The sequence below is a fragment of the Streptococcus oralis genome (assembly GCF_003943395.1).
In the GTDB taxonomy this organism is placed as follows: domain Bacteria; phylum Bacillota; class Bacilli; order Lactobacillales; family Streptococcaceae; genus Streptococcus; species Streptococcus oralis_BF.
The window spans coordinates 19,799-37,509 of the sequence record NZ_RJPJ01000006.1 but is presented as its reverse complement, the minus strand read 5'-3'; the positions used below and the strand labels follow the sequence as shown (position 1 = coordinate 37,509).

The 17,711-nt window shown below is 43.9% G+C and carries 14 protein-coding genes; 8 read left to right on the top strand and 6 right to left on the bottom strand.

All coding sequences use genetic code 11. The features are described from left to right. The first annotated feature begins 5 nt into the window (after positions 1-5). The 6 genes from dltC to adcA all read left to right on the top strand — a co-directional run bounded on the left by dltC (position 6) and on the right by adcA (position 5,105). Positions 6-245, top strand: a complete 240-nt coding sequence (dltC, locus tag D8802_RS05795; RefSeq protein ID WP_000351970.1) for a D-alanine--poly(phosphoribitol) ligase subunit DltC — start codon at positions 6-8, stop codon at positions 243-245. Next, complete coding sequence (gene dltD / locus D8802_RS05790) at positions 238-1,506, top strand: D-alanyl-lipoteichoic acid biosynthesis protein DltD (protein WP_125395134.1); 1,269 nt, start codon at positions 238-240, stop codon at positions 1,504-1,506. Before dltC ends, dltD begins: the two co-directional genes overlap by 8 nt. A 140-nt stretch (positions 1,507-1,646) precedes the next feature. After that, positions 1,647-2,087 (top strand): zinc-dependent transcriptional regulator AdcR, encoded by a 441-nt coding sequence (adcR, locus tag D8802_RS05785; protein ID WP_001249328.1) that lies wholly within the window; start codon positions 1,647-1,649, stop codon positions 2,085-2,087. Next, positions 2,087-2,791 (top strand): metal ABC transporter ATP-binding protein, encoded by a 705-nt coding sequence (locus D8802_RS05780; RefSeq protein WP_001269482.1) that lies wholly within the window; start codon positions 2,087-2,089, stop codon positions 2,789-2,791. The genes adcR and D8802_RS05780 overlap by 1 nt, the downstream gene beginning before the upstream one ends. After that, positions 2,784-3,590 carry a metal ABC transporter permease gene (locus tag D8802_RS05775; protein ID WP_000950023.1) on the top strand — a complete coding sequence of 269 codons (807 nt, stop codon included), beginning with the start codon at positions 2,784-2,786 and terminating at the stop codon, positions 3,588-3,590. The genes D8802_RS05780 and D8802_RS05775 overlap by 8 nt, the downstream gene beginning before the upstream one ends. 9 nt (positions 3,591-3,599) lie before the next feature. Beyond that, positions 3,600-5,105, top strand: coding sequence for a zinc ABC transporter substrate-binding lipoprotein AdcA (gene adcA / locus D8802_RS05770; RefSeq protein ID WP_125395133.1), 1,506 nt, complete (start codon positions 3,600-3,602; stop codon positions 5,103-5,105). 56 nt (positions 5,106-5,161) lie between these two features. On the opposite strand, the gene D8802_RS05765 is transcribed toward adcA, so the two are convergent. The 5 genes from D8802_RS05765 to arcA all read right to left on the bottom strand — a co-directional run bounded on the left by D8802_RS05765 (position 5,162) and on the right by arcA (position 11,666). Then, on the bottom strand, positions 5,162-6,490 hold the full coding sequence (locus D8802_RS05765; protein ID WP_125395132.1) for a dipeptidase: 1,329 nt from the start codon (positions 6,488-6,490) through the stop codon (positions 5,162-5,164). Between the two features lie 22 nt (positions 6,491-6,512). Then, positions 6,513-8,024, bottom strand: coding sequence for a YfcC family protein (locus D8802_RS05760; protein WP_038805903.1), 1,512 nt, complete (start codon positions 8,022-8,024; stop codon positions 6,513-6,515). A 97-nt stretch (positions 8,025-8,121) separates the two neighbouring features. After that, positions 8,122-9,069, bottom strand: coding sequence for a carbamate kinase (gene arcC, locus D8802_RS05755; protein ID WP_061418627.1), 948 nt, complete (start codon positions 9,067-9,069; stop codon positions 8,122-8,124). Between the two features lie 293 nt (positions 9,070-9,362). Further along, positions 9,363-10,379 (bottom strand): ornithine carbamoyltransferase, encoded by a 1,017-nt coding sequence (gene argF, locus D8802_RS05750; RefSeq protein ID WP_038805901.1) that lies wholly within the window; start codon positions 10,377-10,379, stop codon positions 9,363-9,365. 57 nt (positions 10,380-10,436) lie between these two features. Then, positions 10,437-11,666, bottom strand: coding sequence for an arginine deiminase (gene arcA / locus D8802_RS05745; RefSeq protein ID WP_125395131.1), 1,230 nt, complete (start codon positions 11,664-11,666; stop codon positions 10,437-10,439). Between the two features lie 743 nt (positions 11,667-12,409). Between arcA and D8802_RS05740 the strand changes: the two genes are divergently transcribed. Continuing rightward, a complete protein-coding gene (locus D8802_RS05740; RefSeq protein WP_185758210.1) occupies positions 12,410-14,089 on the top strand; it encodes an alpha-L-fucosidase in 1,680 nt (559 codons plus the stop codon). Positions 14,090-14,126: 37 nt separating this feature from the next. Here D8802_RS05740 and D8802_RS05735 read toward each other — a convergent pair whose 3' ends face one another. Continuing rightward, positions 14,127-16,214, bottom strand: a complete 2,088-nt coding sequence (locus D8802_RS05735; RefSeq protein ID WP_125395129.1) for a GH92 family glycosyl hydrolase — start codon at positions 16,212-16,214, stop codon at positions 14,127-14,129. Between the two features lie 170 nt (positions 16,215-16,384). On the opposite strand from D8802_RS05735, the gene D8802_RS05730 reads away from it, so the two are divergent. Continuing rightward, positions 16,385-17,665, top strand: coding sequence for a glycoside hydrolase family 125 protein (locus D8802_RS05730; protein ID WP_125395128.1), 1,281 nt, complete (start codon positions 16,385-16,387; stop codon positions 17,663-17,665). Positions 17,666-17,711 lie beyond the last annotated feature (46 nt).

The window sequence follows — 17,711 nt, the reverse complement described above, 5'->3', positions numbered from 1 at the left end:
AAAAAATGGATATCAAATCAGAAGTTATTGAAATTATTGATGAGTTGTTTATGGAAGATGTTTCTGACATGATGGATGAAGATCTTTTTGATGCCGGTGTCTTGGATAGCATGGGAACGGTTGAGTTGATTGTTGAGATTGAAAACCGTTTTGACATTCGTGTTCCAGTGACAGAGTTCGGTCGTGATGACTGGAATACAGCTAATAAAATCGTAGAAGGTATTGCGGAGTTGAAGAATGCTTAAACGCTTGTGGCTGATCTTTGGTCCTCTGCTTCTTGCTAGTTTTCTTGTTTTCTTACTAATCTTTTTCTATCCAAACAATCCAAGTCATAATTTGACTGAAGAAAAATATTCTGCAGCAGCGATTAGTTCGGAGAGCTTTAAAGAGAGAAGCCAAAAAGTGAGAGCCTTTACGGAATCCAACATGCGCTTTATTCCTTTTTTTGGCTCAAGTGAGTGGATTCGTTTTGATAGCATGCATCCTGCTGTCTTGGCAGAGAAGTATAGTCGTCCCTACCGACCCTACTTTTTGGGACAAGCAGGTGCGGCCTCTCTCAATCAGTATTTCGGTATGCAACAGTTCTTGCCAGAAATCAAGGAAAAGCAGGCAGTATTTGTCATTTCCCCTCAGTGGTTTACAGAGGAGGATTATGAGCCGGCATTCTTCCAAAACTACTTTAACAACGATCAGTTGACAGCTTTTTTAGAAAATCAATCGGGAGATATAGTAGCCCAACATGCGGCTAAACGTCTCTTAAAGCAAAATCCAGGAGTCTCTATGAAGGGCATCGTTGAGAAGCTGTCAAAGGGTGAGGAATTATCAGAGGTTGATCATGTTATTATCAAGGCATTTGCACGTTTTAATGAGCGTCAGGCTTCACTATTTGGTCAATTTTCCATTCGGGGGAAACTCAAGTACAAAGAACATGTAGAAAACTATTTAAAAGATCTTCCTGATCAGTTTTCTTATGACGCTTTAGAAGAAATTGCCCGTAAGGATGCAGAGGCAAATACGACCAATAACGATATGGGGATGGAGAATCATTTCTACACGTATGAGGTCAAAAAAGACTTAAAAAAATGGGAAGGGTATCAAAAAAATTATAACTTCCTAAAGTCGTCTGAATACAATGATTTGCAGCTGGTTCTCAATCAATTTGTCAAATCAAAAGTCAATGTGCTCTTTGTTATCCAGCCTGTCAACAAAAAATGGATGGAATACACAGAACTCAGTGAAGAAATGTATCAACATGCAGTGGAGAAAATTCGTTACCAGTTAGAAAGTCAAGGCTTTACCAACATTGCTGACTTTTCAAAAAACGGAGGAGAACCTTACTTTATCAAGGATACCATCCACTTAGGTTGGTTGGGCTGGTTGGCTTTTGATAAGGTTGTGAATCCCTTCTTGACGGATCCAAAACCAGCCCCAGACTACAAGATGAATGACCGTTTCTTTAGTAAGGACTGGGCGACCTATGATGGAAATATCAAAGATTTTCAATAAGAAATCAAAAGAGTTCAAGTTTGAAACGTGTCCTCATGTTTTCCCTTGACTCTTTTTTGGTTTATGATATAATTAACCAGTAAAGAATCGGTGGCTATCTAGGTTTATTACGAAAAAGATAGCTAGGGAAGGAGTAACACATGAGACAGCTTGCACAGGAAATCGATAACTTTTTAAACGAGGTGATCTTGAGATCTGAGAACCAGCATGAAATTCTAATCGGGCATTGCACAAGTGACGTTGCCTTGACCAACACTCAGGAACACATCCTCATGCTCTTGTCAGAAGAATCCCTAACCAACTCGGAGTTGGCCCGTCGTCTTAACGTCAGTCAGGCGGCAGTGACCAAGGCTATCAAGTCTTTAGTCAAAGAGGGCATGTTAGAGACATCTAGAGATCCAAAAGATGCGCGTGTGATTTTTTACCAACTGACAGAACTAGCTCGACCAGTGGCAGAGGAACACCACCATCATCATGAACACACGCTCTTAGCCTATGAACAAGTAGCAAGTCAGTTTACTCCAAATGAACAAGAAGTGATTCAGCGGTTTTTAACTGCTTTAGTAGGAGAAATCAAATAATGCGGTATATTACAGTAGAGGACTTGTCTTTCTATTATGACAAAGAGCCTGTCCTCGAGCACATCAACTACAGTGTTGATAGCGGGGAGTTTGTCACCCTGACTGGTGAAAATGGAGCTGCCAAGACGACGCTTATCAAGGCGAGCCTAGGCATCTTGCAGCCAAGATTTGGCAAGGTAACCATCTCAAAGACAAATACTCATGGGAAAAAACTTAGGATAGCCTATCTTCCCCAGCAGATAGCTAGTTTTAATGCTGGCTTTCCAAGTACGGTTTATGAATTTGTCAAGTCGGGTCGCTATCCGCGAAAGGGCTGGTTCCGTCGCTTGAATGCTCATGATGAGGAACATATCAAGGCCAGTCTAGACTCAGTTGGTATGTGGGAACACCGTGACAAACGAATTGGCTCCCTCTCTGGTGGGCAAAAGCAACGAGCAGTTATTGCAAGGATGTTTGCTTCTGACCCAGATATCTTTGTCTTGGATGAGCCGACGACTGGGATGGATGCGGGGAGCAAAAATGAATTTTACGAACTCATGCACCACAGTGCCCACCATCATGGCAAGGCTGTTTTGATGATTACCCATGACCCTGAGGAGGTCAAGGACTATGCGGATCGCAATATCCATCTAGTCCGTAACCAAGACTCGCCATGGCGTTGTTTCAACGTTCACGAAAGTGACCAGGAGGTGGACCATGCTTAGTTTGTTATCTTATGACTTCATGCAGCGTGCCTTCTTGGCGGTCATTGCCATGAGTCTCTTTTCTCCAGTTCTTGGGACCTTCCTTATCTTACGTCGTCAGAGTTTGATGAGTGATACACTCAGTCACGTTTCTCTATCAGGGGTAGCCTTTGGTCTGGTTTTGGGAATTTCTCCAACTATTTCAACCATTGCTATCGTCTTGATCGCTGCGGTCTTTCTAGAGTATCTCCGGACAGTCTATAAGAACTTTATGGAAATCGGGACTGCCATCCTCATGTCAACAGGACTTGCAGTGTCTCTTATCGTGATGAGTAAGGGTAAAAGTTCTAGTTCTATGAGTTTGGACCAATATCTCTTTGGTTCGATTGTGACTATTAGCCAGGAGCAGGTGATTTTCCTCTTTGCCATTGCTGCGGTCGTTTTACTCTTGACTTTCTTGTTCTTGCGACCAATGTATATCCTGACTTTTGATGAGGACACGGCCTTTGTGGATGGCTTGCCAGTTCGTACCATGTCTATCCTCTTTAACATGGTGACAGGGGTGGCCATTGCCCTTATGATTCCAGCTGCAGGAGCCCTTTTGGTGTCGACCATTATGGTCTTACCAGCTAGCATTGCCCTTCGTCTGGGGAAAAACTTCAAATCCGTTATGTTACTAGCCAGCGCTATTGGTTTTTTGGGAATGGTGGCAGGACTCTACATTTCCTACTACGCAGAAACACCTGCCAGCGCTAGTATCACCATTATCTTTGTAGCTGTCTTTTTGTTAGTCAGTCTACTGAAACGTTTTATCAAATAGGAGAATGAAATGAAAAAACTGAGCTTACTACTAGCTAGTCTATGTGCCCTGTTTTTAGTGGCTTGTTCCAATCAAAAACAGGCAGATGGGAAGCTAAATATCGTGACAACCTTTTACCCTGTCTACGAATTTACCAAGCAAGTCGCAGGAGATACTGCTAATGTAGAACTTCTAATCGGTGCTGGTACAGAACCTCACGAATACGAACCGTCTGCCAAGGCAGTTGCCAAAATCCAAGACGCAGATACCTTTGTCTATGAAAATGAAAATATGGAAACATGGGTTCCTAAATTGCTAGAATCCTTGGATAAGAAAAAAGTGAAAACCATCAAGGCAACAGGAAATATGCTGCTCTTACCAGGTGGTGAGGAAGAAGAGGGAGACCATGACCATGGAGAAGAAGGTCATCACCATGAGTACGATCCCCACGTTTGGTTATCACCAGTTCGTGCTATTAAACTAGTAGAACATATCCGTGATAGCTTGTCAGCAGATTATCCTGATAAAAAAGAGACTTTTGAAAAGAATGCGGCTGCCTATATCGAAAAATTGCAAGCCTTGGACAAGGCCTACACAGATGGTTTGTCTCAAGCCAAGCAAAAGAGCTTTGTAACGCAACACGCTGCCTTTAACTACCTTGCCTTGGACTACGGTCTCAAGCAAGTATCCATCTCAGGTCTCTCACCAGATGCAGAGCCATCAGCAGCACGTTTGGCAGAATTGACAGAGTATATCAAGAAAAACAAGATTTCCTATATCTACTTTGAAGAAAATGCCTCACAAGCCCTCGCCAATACACTCTCAAAAGAAACAGGTGTCAAACTAGACGTTCTCAATCCGCTAGAAAGTCTGACAGAAGAAGCAACCAAGGCTGGTGAGGACTATATCTCCGTGATGGAGAAAAACCTCAAGGCTTTGAAGCAGACAACAGACCAAGAAGGACCACAAATCGAGTCAGAGAAGGAAGAAAACACCAAGACAGTTCAAAATGGTTACTTTGAGGATGCTGACGTCAAGGACCGTACCTTGAGTGACTATGTAGGTAACTGGCAATCAGTTTATCCTTTCCTTGAAGATGGAACCTTCGATCAAGTCTTTGACTACAAGGCTAAGTTGCCTGGTAAGATGACCAAGGATGAGTACAAGGCCTACTATAGAAAAGGCTATCAGACAGATGTGACTAAGATCAACATCACGGATAACACTATGGAATTTGTTCAAGGTGGTCAAAGCAAGAAATTCACCTACAAGTATGTCGGTAAAAAAATCTTGACTTATAAGAAAGGCAATCGTGGCGTGCGCTTCCTCTTTGAAGCGACGGATGCGGACGCTGGACAGTTCAAGTATGTTCAGTTTAGTGACCACAATATCGCCCCAGTCAAGGCAGAACATTTCCATATCTTCTTTGGAGATACTAGCCAAGAAGCCCTCTTTGAAGAGATGGATAACTGGCCAACCTACTACCCAGATAAGCTATCTGGTCAAGAAATCGCCCAAGAAATGTTGGCGCATTGATGCAAGAGAAAATCCCGCAAATCTGCGGGATTTTTTTGGTAGAAACGATTATCTGGTTAGGTTGCGAGACGGTAAACCGCCTCTGCGTAGATGTCCATAGCGCGATAAAGATCGTCTAGGACAGCTGCTTCATTTGCCTGATGCTCAGTTTGTTGTGCTCCTGGAAAAAGAGCGCCAAAGGCTACACAGTTTGGCATGGTGCGGGCAAAGGTAGCACCACCTGATGAGAGAGGAGGAGTCTCATCTCCAGTTTTTTCTTGGTAGACTTGCATAAGGGTAGTAACAAGTTGGCTATCTCTTGCGACATAGAGGGGTGCTAGATAGTCAAATTCTTGGTAGTCAAGTTGGTAGTCTTTGGCGCACTGAGTGAGCTGTGCCACCAGTTTCTCCTTATCTGCTAGCACAGGTATGCGTATATCGATCCGAATTTCGGAGCGATCGGGATTGATGGTCAACCCTGCAACATTAAAGGAAAGGGAACCAGACGGTTCATCAGCAACTTCTCCAAAGATTCCAAGCCCTCTACCATCTTGCCCTGCTTTGTCGGCTAGAAAATGGAGGGCAGGGTGGGATTGGAGAGGTGCGAGTATACTAGCAAGTCGAATGACTGCATTGACACCTTGACTAGCATCTTTGGCGTGTTTAGGTACCCCGAGTACGGTCACGGTTTGGTCTGTGGTTTGGTGATCAAAATTTGCTTCCTTCAAACCTTTACAAATCTCTTCATAAAGAGGACCTTGGTAACTTGCCTTGTCTGGTACGACATTAAAGGCACCTCCGACATCAAGCTTGAGATGATCAGAACCGGGGCCATGAAGCTTGACTTGAAGGAGCCCCTTTTCAGCGTATGTCAAAGGAAATGACGAATCCGGTGCAAATCCCATGCTGGCTTGTTCTTCGAGGGCGTTGTAGCGTGCCATACATCTCCAAAGAGTTTCTTCATCCGTACCAAAGATAAAACGCACGCGCTTCTTAAATTGGATGCCTTGGTCCAGCAAGCTTTTCACTGCGTAGAGAGCTGCGAGTGAAGGACCTTTGTCGTCTTGTGCCCCTCGTCCATAGAGTTTTCCTTCTCTGATAGTTGCTTCAAATGGAGGAGATTGCCAATCTGACAAATCTCCTGCAGGCACAACATCCAAGTGGCAGAGGATGGCAAGGAGTTCTCCATCACCAACCTCTGCATAGCCATAATAACCCTTGGGATCAATATAAGTTTGAAAGCCAAGTTCACGGCAGATTTCCAGCGTCTTCTCAAGGACGTCTTGAATAGCTTGTCCAAAAGGTGTGCCATTTTCTCCTTCTTTGAGAACAGATGGGTAGGAGATAAGAGTCTTTAAACTCTGTAAAAAGCCCTGTTTAATGGAGTCGGTGATATATGAATTCATCCGTTTTACCTCATACTTTGTTCTAAAGGAATGGTAGGAAGGTGCCTAGGATAAGAAGGAGTATGCTCACAATGACAATAACGACAATGAGTTTAGTAACAAATTTCCACCAAGTTCCTAGACTAATACGGCCGAGCGCGAGAGCCCCCATAACGATACCAGAAGTTGGAGCGACAAGGTTGAGTACACCAGATGCAGATTGATAGGCAGTGATGATGAGACTAGGTTTTACGTTAACGAACTCACCAAGTGGTGCCATGATTCCCATTGTAGCACTAGCAAGTCCAGATGAAGATGGGATAAGGAATGACATAGGAAGGTAGAAGAGGTAGGTCAAAACGATGAAGACCTGAGAAGAGAGACCTTGAAGTCCGACTTCACCCCAGTGTAGAATAGTTGCAGTAATCATACCGTCGTTCATGATAACTTGGATACCACGAGCTACTGCACAAATCAAGGCTACGGTGAGAAGATCTGCTGCACCAGCCATAAAGGTAGAGATAATCTTGCTTTCCTTGAGACCGTAAACAACACCAATAAGAATACCCATCACAGCAAAGAGCATCGCACCTTCTGGGAAGTACCAGCTACCGAATGGTAGAGCAGATGAACCGATAGCTCCACCAATAACAGGGAGACCAATCAACCAATTCTTGAAGTCTTCAAATAGAGTGATGTGCAAGTCTACCCAAGGGATAAAGCTGGCGATCATGATGATGAAAGTCAAGATGAACAAGGCAAGAACATGTTTTTGTTTCTTATTCAAGACAGATGGAGCATTTTCGTTATCAGTGACATTGAAGTGTTTAAGGTCTTCTTCACGTTGAGAGTAGACAAGTGATTTTGTGGGATCCTTTTGAATCTTTTCTGCATAGCGGTAGACAAAGTAAGTACTAATACCTGTCATAACAAACCAGAAGATGATACGAAGGATAACTCCGTCCATAGATGACACACCTGCGGTATCAGAAGCGATAACAGTAGCAAAAGGATTGAGAGTAGAGGCAAGACAGCCGACTTGTGAACCGAGTAGGATGATGGCAACGGCAGTAATGCTATCAAAACCAACAGCCATCATAACAGGGACAAGGAGTGGATAAAATGCCATGGTTTCTTCACCCATACCATAAGTTGTTCCTCCAAGTGCAAAGAGGGGCATGAGGATGATGATCAGCATTTTTTCGCGTCCTTTGTATTTCTTAACAATAGAGGCAATACCAACATCTAATGTGCCTGTCGCATTGACGACACCTAGAAATCCTCCAACCATGAGGATGAAGAAGGCTACGTCAATAGCGGCTTTAGTTGGTTCGTGACCGAGCATCGCCCGGATTGGAGCCATTAGAATATCATAAATCCCTTGGGGATTAGAGTCAACAGTTTGATAGGTACCTGCAATGAGGCCACCTGCTTCGTTCGTGTCATACTTACCTGCTGGAATGATCCAAGTTAAGATTGCCATGATGGCAATAATAATGATCAAAACAGTGTAAGATGAAGGCATTTGGAACCTTTTTTTTGTTTTTTCACTCATTTGTTTTTCCTCCTAAACTATGCCACAAAGTATAAAAACGAATGATGTTGGTTTACCTGAGTACTCCTAGTTAGAGCTTGTACTTGGGTTAAAATGGCTAGTCTTTAACAATAATTGTTCCGCTTTCGGACTCGATCAAGGCGCCTAGATTGCTGAGGGAAGTGATAACAGCCTTGCCTTCTGGGCGGTTGGTTACAAAATCGATAGCAGCTTCGACTTTTGGTAGCATGCTACCTGGTGCGAATTGTCCTTGTTTGATGTATTCTTTTAGTTGGCTAACGGTAACGTGTTCCAGTTTTTCCTGGTCTGGTTTATTGTAGTTGACATAAACATAGTCTACGCCAGTAAGGACGATAAAGAGGTCAGCTTCGACGAGTTCTGCTAGTCGTTGAGACGCAAAGTCTTTATCGATAACGGCTTCGACTCCACTTAAGTAACCGTTTTCATTTTTGACAACAGGGATACCTCCTCCACCTGCTGCGATGACAACTTGACCATTATCAAGCAAGGTGCGGATGCTGTTGATTTCTTTGATGTCGATTGGTTTTGGTGAAGCTACTACTTTACGCCAGCCACGACCAGCATCTTCTTTGAAGGTTGCTCCTGTTTTTTCGCTCTCAGCTTTAGCATCCTCTTCTGAGTAGAATGGACCGATTGGTTTGGTAGGATTGATAAAGGCAGGATCCGCTTTGTCTACTATAACTTGGGTAACAACAGAAGCGACATTTTTATCAAGTCCTACATCGAGCAATGCGTTATCAAGAGCACATTGTAGCCAAAAACCGATACTACCCTCGGTCATGGCAACCAAAGAATCAAGGGGGAAGGCAGGATTTTTTTCCGAATCTGCCATCAAGTGTTGAAGCAAGAGATTACCCACCTGAGGACCATTTCCGTGAGTGATGATCAGTTCATCTCCGTTTTGAATCAACTTGACCAGATGACGAGCTGTTTCTACTAGAGCAGCTTGTTGAGCTTGGGCAGATGGGTCAGTGGAGAGGATGGCATTTCCGCCTAAAGCAACGACGATTTTTCTATGAGACATGAGCTCTCCTTTCTTTAATATGGTAAACCTGACAGAACTCCAAGAGCTACAGGCAGGTATGATGATAAAATATGAAGTGGAGGTAGCGTCTTTTCAAAGGACAAATTAGTCATTACTACTAATAAAAGGGGTTGAACGCACAGCCGACGTTTATCAGAATGAGACTCGGAAGTAGGAAGATGACAAGAGTAAGGTGGCAAATTTGTCAAAAAGAATCCTTGCTTTCTTTCGCTAGAACTGATAAGCTATCATAGCTTTCGTCTCAACCCCTGTGTTGTGTATACGAGTAAGTTTTATACTTTAGGAATGTAGAGATTGCCAAGAGTAGCAGCCATAACAGCTTTGATAGTGTGCATACGGTTTTCTGCTTGGTCAAAGTGACGAGCATACTTGCTGCGGAAGACTTCGTCTGTTACTTCCATTTCTTCTACGCCAAATTTTTCAGCAACATCTTTACCGTAAACAGTGTGAGTGTCGTGGAATGCTGGTAAACAGTGCAAGAAGATCAAGTTTTCGTTGCCAGCTTTCTTCACCAATTCCATGTTAACTTGGTAAGGTTTCAAAAGTGCAACGCGTTCTGCGAATTTGTCTTCTTCACCCATAGATACCCAAACGTCTGTGTAAAGTACATCGGCACCTTTGACAGCTTCGTCAGCATCTTCAGTGATGAGAACATGTGCGCCACTTTCTTTAGCAAAGCCTTCAGCCAATTCAACGATTTCTTTTTCTGGGAAGAGTTCTTTTGGTGAGAAGATGTGAACGTTAACACCAAGGATAGCACCTGTTACGAGCAAGCTGTTGGCAACGTTGTTACGTCCATCACCACAGTAAACCAATGTCAAGCCTTCCAAACGACCAAAGTTTTCTTGAACAGTCAAGTAGTCAGCGAGCATTTGAGTTGGGTGCCATTCGTCAGTTAGACCATTCCATACTGGGACACCTGAGAATTCTGCCAGTTCTTCAACCATACGTTGGCTGAAACCACGGAATTCAATCCCGTCAAACATACGACCCAAAACTTTTGCAGTATCTTCAGTAGATTCTTTTTTACCTAACTGAATGTCATTTGCTCCGAGGTATTCTGGATGAGCACCAAGGTCAATAGCTGCAGTTGTAAAGGCTGCACGTGTACGAGTAGAAGTTTTTTCAAACAGGAGGGCGATATTTTTACCAGCAAGGTAGTGGTGTTGGATATTGCGTTTTTTCAAATCCTTCAAGTGAGCTGAAAGACCGATAAGGTATTCTAACTCTGCGCGAGTAAAGTCTTTTTCTGCTAAGAAGCTACGTCCTTGGAATACTGAATGTGTCATTCTATTATTTCCTCTTTCTATTTTTTACATTTTTTATTGACAAATACTGAACAGCGATTATAATTCTTCACGTTCAAATGGCATAGACATACAACGAGGTCCACCACGGCCCCGAACCAATTCGCTTCCGCGAATCTTAATCAAGCGAAGCCCGTATTCTTCTAGGATCTTATTGGTAATGGTATTGCGGGCATAAACGACGACTACACCAGGTGCGATGGTCAAAGTGTTGGAGCCGTCATTCCATTGTTCACGCGCAGCTGCTACGATATTGCCACCACCGCAACGGATCAAATGAACTTTTTCTACGCCGAGGTTCTTCGCAAGAAGTTCAGCTAAGTCACCTTTTTCTTCAACAATCTTGAGTTTTTCATCTTCATAAGTGACAGAGTACACACGAAGATCGCCTTCGATTTCTGGGTGAATTGTGAACTTGTCATAGTCAACCATGGTGAAGACAGTATCCAAGTGCATGAATTTACGGTTGTTAGCAAATTCAAATGCCAATACTTTCTTGAAGCCAACATTTTTCTTGAAGATGTTCACCAAGAGTTTTTCAATCGAAGCTGCATCTGTACGTTGAGAAATACCTACTGCGAGAACATCTTTAGAAAGAACGAGCTCATCTCCACCTTCGATACGTGTGTCTTCTTCACGGTTGTAGACTAATTCTACTTTTCCACCATAGATTGGATGGTATTTGAAAATGTACTTACCGTAAAGTGTTTCACGGTTACGAGTGTCGGCAAACATGTGGTTAAGTGATACGGCATTACCAATGGTTGCAAATGGATCGCGTGTGAAGTAAAGGTTTGGCATTGGGTCGATAGCAAATGGATAGTCTGACTCAACCAAGTCAGTTAAGCCTTTTGCTTCTTCAGGAATTTCCGGCAATTCAACTTTTTGAACCCCTGCCATAGTTTTTTCAATCAATTCTTGGTTGTCCTTGATACCGTGAAGCAATTCACGAATAGCCGCCTTGGTTTGACGACCACGGATGTTGGCTTCGTCTAAATATTCCTCGATAAATTGATCGCGGATTTCTGGGGAAGTCAATGATTCAGCAGCCAATTGCTCTAGGTAAAGGACCTCAATTCCTTCATCACGAAGAGCTTGAGCAAATGCGTCATGTTCTTTTTGAGCATCTTCCAAGAATGGAATGTCATCAAAAAGAAGCCTTTCGAGATAGTCCGGCAACAAGTTTTCCAACTCTTTGCCTGGACGGTGCAACATAACTTTTTTCAGTTTCCCAATTTCTGAGAATACCTGAATTGGATGTGAAGACATGTGTTTTCCTCCTTAAAAATTTTTAACGGTGGCACCTTTTTGGTACCGCTTACATTTACGTTATATCATATTCTCAGAGGCGTGTCAATAGTAAAAAATGATTAAAAATTCGGACAAAACAAGGTTTTAGTAGTATTTTATGTTATTATACGATGGCAAAAGGAATTAGAGGAAATAAATGTATAAACTTCTACTAAAAAGAATATAATATTTTTTGAAAAAATTATGCTAAATTTCACATTTTAAGAAGAAATGTCCAGATTTTAATTCAGTTCTGACGAGGAATTGAGAGGAGCAGTGATTGAAAGTCATTTAGAAAATTATATGAAATCTATCTGAAAGCCTTTCTTTCGAATGGCATAAAATGTATATTGTACAAATTATAGAATCTTTTCTGAGTATTTAGGGAGACAGCCTTGTTTTATTGACGGTACCTCGATTTTTTGTTATAGTCAACGAGGTAACAACTAGGAAGAAGGGTTTATTCACAAGTTGTGGATAAGTCTAGGGAAAGCAGGACATTCAGCTAATATCCAAGAGGGTTCTTGAAAATTTCCCCAACCACTAGTAACTGGCCAGCTTTCTAGTAGAAATCCTAGTGCAGTGGGGATTTGAGCAGAGTTTGCTGAAGGTGATAGGTTCAAAGTCAAAGAGCTGGAGTCTAGAAAAACTAGTTTTTAGGCATGTTTTCTTATCCACAAGTTGTGGATAACTTTGTGAACAAGAGAAAGAGATACGAGATGATGACGAAAATAAAACCACATGGACCATTACCAAGTCAGTCACAGCTAGCTTATTTAGAGGATGAACTAGCTGCCTTTATCCATTTTGGTCGCAATACCTTTTATGACCAGGAATGGGGAACAGGTCAGGAGGAGCCTGAACGCTTTAACCCGACCAAGTTGGATGCGCGTGAATGGGTTCGGGTGCTCAAAGAAACGGGTTTTAAAAAGCTGATTTTGGTGGTGAAGCACCACGATGGTTTTGTCCTCTACCCTACAGCACATACAGATTATTCGGTCAAGGCTAGCCCTTGGAGGGATGGAAAGGGGGACTTGCTCCTTGAGGTTTCCAAAGCTGCGACTGAGTTTGGCATGGATTTGGGAGTGTATTTGTCTCCTTGGGATGCCCACAGTCCCCTCTATCACGTGGACCGAGAAGGGGACTACAATGCCTATTATCTGGCTCAGTTGAAGGAAATCTTATCAAATCCTGCTTATGGCAATGCTGGGAAGTTCGCTGAGGTGTGGATGGATGGTGCTCGAGGCGAAGGGACCCAGCAGGTCAACTATGAGTTTGAGACTTGGTTTGAAACCATTCGTGACTTGCAGGGCGATTGTTTGATTTTCTCAACTGAGGGAACTAGTATTCGCTGGATTGGAAATGAACGAGGCTATGCAGGAGATCCACTATGGCAAAAAGTCAAGCCAGACCAGTTAGGAACAGAAGCGGAATTAGATTATCTACAGCATGGAGACCCCTCGGGAGCGCTGTTTTCAATCGGTGAGGCAGATGTTTCCCTTCGCCCGGGCTGGTTTTACCATGAGGATCAGGATCCTAAGTCTCTCGAGGAGTTGGCCGAAATCTACTTTCACTCGGTAGGGCGGGGAACTCCACTCTTGCTTAATATCCCACCGAACCAAGATGGACTTTTTGACGAAAAGGATATCCAGCGACTGTATGAATTTGCTGCCTACCGTGACACACTCTATAGGGAAGATTTAGCTCTGGGAGCCAAGATATCTGGCCCTGCTCTATCACCAGACTTTGCTTGCCATCATCTGACAGATGGACTAGAGACTAGTTCTTGGGCAAGCGATGCAGATTTGCCAATTCAGTTAGAGATTGATTTAGGGGCACCTAAAACTTTTGATGTGATCGAGTTGAGGGAAGATTTGAAGCTAGGGCAACGCATCGCTGCTTTCCATGTTCAGGTAGAGTTGGATGATGTCTGGCAGGAGTTTGGATCTGGTTATACTGTTGGCTACAAACGTCTCTTACGAGGATCGGTCGTCGAGGCGCAGAAGATACGTGTAGTCATTACAGAATCACAGGCTTTGCCATTGCTAACCAAAATTTCACTCTATAAAACTCCTAAACTCTCAAAAAAAGAAGTCGTTCAGCAACTAGAGTTTTCAGAAAAAAGTCTAGCTGTGACCAAGGGAGAAAATGCCCATTTTACAGTTAAGCGCGGAGAATCTAGTGGTCCTTTAGAAGCTAAGATTTCGATTCAACCAGGGACGGGTGTGCATGGTGTCGCTTATCAGGATGAGATTCAAGTTCTTGAGTTTCAAGCTGGCGAGACTGAAAAAAGGCTGACGCTTCCAACCTTGTATTTTGCAGGAGATAAAACCTTGGATTTCTATCTGAACCTAACGGTGGGTGGTCAGCTTGTGGATCAGCTTCAAGTCCAAGTTTCATAACCAAAAGAACCTTTGCACCATGCAAAGGTTCTTTTGGTTATGAGTGATTTGGTAGCCAGCTGAGGGTGAAGGTCAGTTGCTCAGCTTTCAAGAGGTCTTGGTGTTGGATGCTAGATACAGGGGTCTTGTCCAATCGACACTCTTTGACAAAGTTAAAATGACTGTAGTTTTGCTCAGCATGGATATCTAGCCATTTATTTTCCTTAGCTAGGTAGACACGGAGGTGATCAAAGAGGGGAATTCCTAGGTCGTAGCTTGGTTTTCCTGGACAGGTCGGGTAGAATCCAAGAGCCGACCAGATGTACCAAGCAGAGAGACTGCCATTATCCTCATCGCCAGGATAGGCTTGCCAACTTGGGTGAAAGGCTTTCTGACGTATCGTCTTGATGAGAAGGCTAGTGTATTCAGGATAGTTACTGTAAAGGAAGAGATAAGGGATGTGGAAACTAGGTTGGTTGGAAATAGCGATTTGCCCAAAAGGAGCTGTAGCCATCTCGCTCATTTCATGAATCTCGTAACCATAGCCAGTCGTTTCAAAGAGAGGAGCCTCCTGACAGGCTTTCAAAAGTTGGCGGCTAAAGGTTTCTTTTCCACCTATCAGTTGACGCAAACCTGGGATGTCGTGGAGGACGCCTAAAGTAGCTTGAATGGCTGAACATTCGGCATAGTCGCGTCCCCAACTATAAGGAGAGAAGTCAGGGCGGAAGTTGCCTTGATTGTCTCGTGCTCTCATGTAGCCTGTCTCAGCGTCAAATAGATTGCGGTAATTTTGTGAAGCAGTCCAATAAGTCTCAGCGATGTCATTCTGACCAAGCTTTTCGGCGCAACTGGCGATACAAAAATCGCTATAGGCGTAGTCTAGGGTATGGCTGACGCTTTCGTGGTGGTCGGTAGAGAGGTAACCTAACTCTTGGTATTGGGCTAGCCCGTGGCGACCATTGATGCCGAGAGGGTCGGGCTTGCTGGCTGTTTCAAGCATGGCTTGGAAGAGTTCTTCTTCTAGGTCGGGGGCCATGTCCTTGCAGGCGCTGTCTGCGATAATGCCATCTAGCAGAGTACCAGGCATCATGCCACGTTCATCTGGAGCCAGCCATTTTGGAAGGAAACCAGTATCGCGGTAGCTATTGAGGAAACCTTCTAAAAAGCGGTGATAGTGTTCCGGTATGATCAGGGCAAAGAGGGGGAAGGTGGTGCGGAAGGTATCCCAGAAGCCATTGTTGCTAAAGAGGACGCCGGGCTTGACAGTACCAGTAGCCAGATCCATGTGGATGGCTTGCCCTGATTCATCAATCTCATAAAAAGTCTGCGGAAAGAGAAAGAACCTGTAGAGGCAGTGATCAAAGAAGGCTCTGTCAGCCTCTCCTGTTTCTAGCACATCAAAACGATGGAGGAGGTCTTCCCAATCTGCTTTCGCACTTGCTTTACAGCTATCAAAGTCCTTTTGAGGTAGATTAAGCAGAGCTTGAGAAGGTGAGATGAAAGAAGTTGCTAGCTGGATTTCAGCGTGACTATCTGCGAAGTCAATCCGCCAGTCTCCGCTTTCTTGGCTGACTGCAAGAATATCTGTATTCATTTGTAGGGCAGTGAACAGTATCAGCGGATTTTTATTGGTCTCTGTTTTACCTTCTTGTCTTAGGGCCAGAGTCCGCTTATCTACTTGCTTGACTGTCAAGTCATCTGCCACGTGAAGGTAGAGGGAGAGGGCTTTGCCTTGCTTTTGCTCTAGGCGAATAGAAGCGCCGTAGCAAGTTGGTGTCAGTTGGGCTTCAATCTGATAGCGCAGGGAGAAAATCTTCAGATAATGAGGTTGGAAAGAGGCTTTTTCGATATCATAAGAGGACTGGCGGTGAAAGAGACTGTCTCCCCCAAGCTGGCCTGTGACAGGTGTTAGGAGTAGCCAAGAATAGTCGCCAATCCAAGGACTTGGTTGATGGGTCAATCGAATCCCCTGAAAAATGGGCAGATGCGGATCGAAGAACCAAGCTCCCTCCTGATTGCTGGTCTGGGGCACAAAATAATTCATCCCAAAAGGGACGCCCGTGTAAGGCAGGGTATTTCCCCGAGAAAAGGCATGCTTGCTAGCAGTCCCAAAGCGGGTATCGATGGTTTCAAGTAGTGGTTTCATAGTATTTCCTTTAGCTGTTTTTCTACATTATATCAGAAAAATGGGGGCTGTAGAAATAGAGCGTAAAAGAAAGCAATTTTGTAGAGAAATGACTATCATTTGTGTATGTATTTTCTGTCTCAAAAACTATATACTGAACATGAAACTTGTTTGAAAGAGGAAATTGCACGATGATTTATTCGAAAGAAATTGTTAGAGAGTGGCTGGACGAAGTAGCGGAGCGAGCTAAGGACCATCCGGAGTGGGTGGATGTCTTTGAGCGTTGCTACACCGACACCTTGGACAATACGGTTGAGATTCTAGAAGATGGCTCAACTTTTGTATTGACTGGGGATATTCCTGCCATGTGGCTTCGGGATTCGACTGCCCAACTCAGACCCTATCTTCATGTGGCTAAAAGAGACACCCTCCTGCGTCAAACCATTGCTGGTTTGGTCAAGCGTCAGATGATCTTGATCCTGAAGGATCCTTATGCCAACTCTTTTAACATTGAGGAAAACTGGAAGGGTCACCATGAGACTGACCATACCGACCTTAACGGCTGGATTTGGGAACGCAAGTATGAGGTGGACTCGCTTTGCTATCCTTTGCAGTTGGCTTATCTCCTTTGGAAAGAGACTGGCGAGACTAGTCAGTTTGATGAGACTTTTGTCGCAGCGACCAAGGAAATTCTTCATCTATGGACAGTGGAACAAGACCACAAGAACTCACCTTATCGTTTTGTCCGCGATACAGATCGAAAAGAAGATACATTGGTAAATGATGGCTTTGGACCTGATTTTGCAGTGACAGGCATGACTTGGTCAGCCTTTCGTCCGAGTGATGACTGCTGCCAGTATAGCTATTTGATTCCGTCCAATATGTTTGCCGTAGTCGTCTTGGGGTATGTGCAAGAAATCTTTGCTACATTAGACCTAGCTGATAGCCAAAACATCGTGGCAGACGCTAAACGCCTGCAAGCTGAAATCCAAGAAGGTATCGAAAACTACGCCTACACCACCAACAGCAAGGGCGAAAAGATTTACGCCTTTGAAGTGGATGGCTTAGGGAATGCTAGCATCATGGATGATCCAAACGTACCGAGTCTGCTGGCGGCGCCTTATCTGGGCTACTGCGATGTCAACGATGAAGTGTATCAAGCAACTCGTCGCACCATTCTGAGCCCTGAAAATCCATACTTTTACCAAGGAGAATATGCTAGCGGTCTCGGAAGTTCTCATACCTTTTATCGCTATATCTGGCCGATTGCCCTATCTATCCAAGGATTGACAACAAGTGATAAGGCAGAGAAAAAATTCTTGCTGGATCAGCTGGTTGCCTGCGATGGTGAAACAGGTGTTATGCACGAAAGCTTCCACGTGGATGACCCAACTCTCTACTCTCGTGAATGGTTCTCCTGGGCCAACATGATGTTCTGTGAATTGGTCTTGGATTACTTGGATATCCGTTAAGGAGCGCGCTTTAGCTTCACTGATTCGTGTCAGAATCACACTTTTA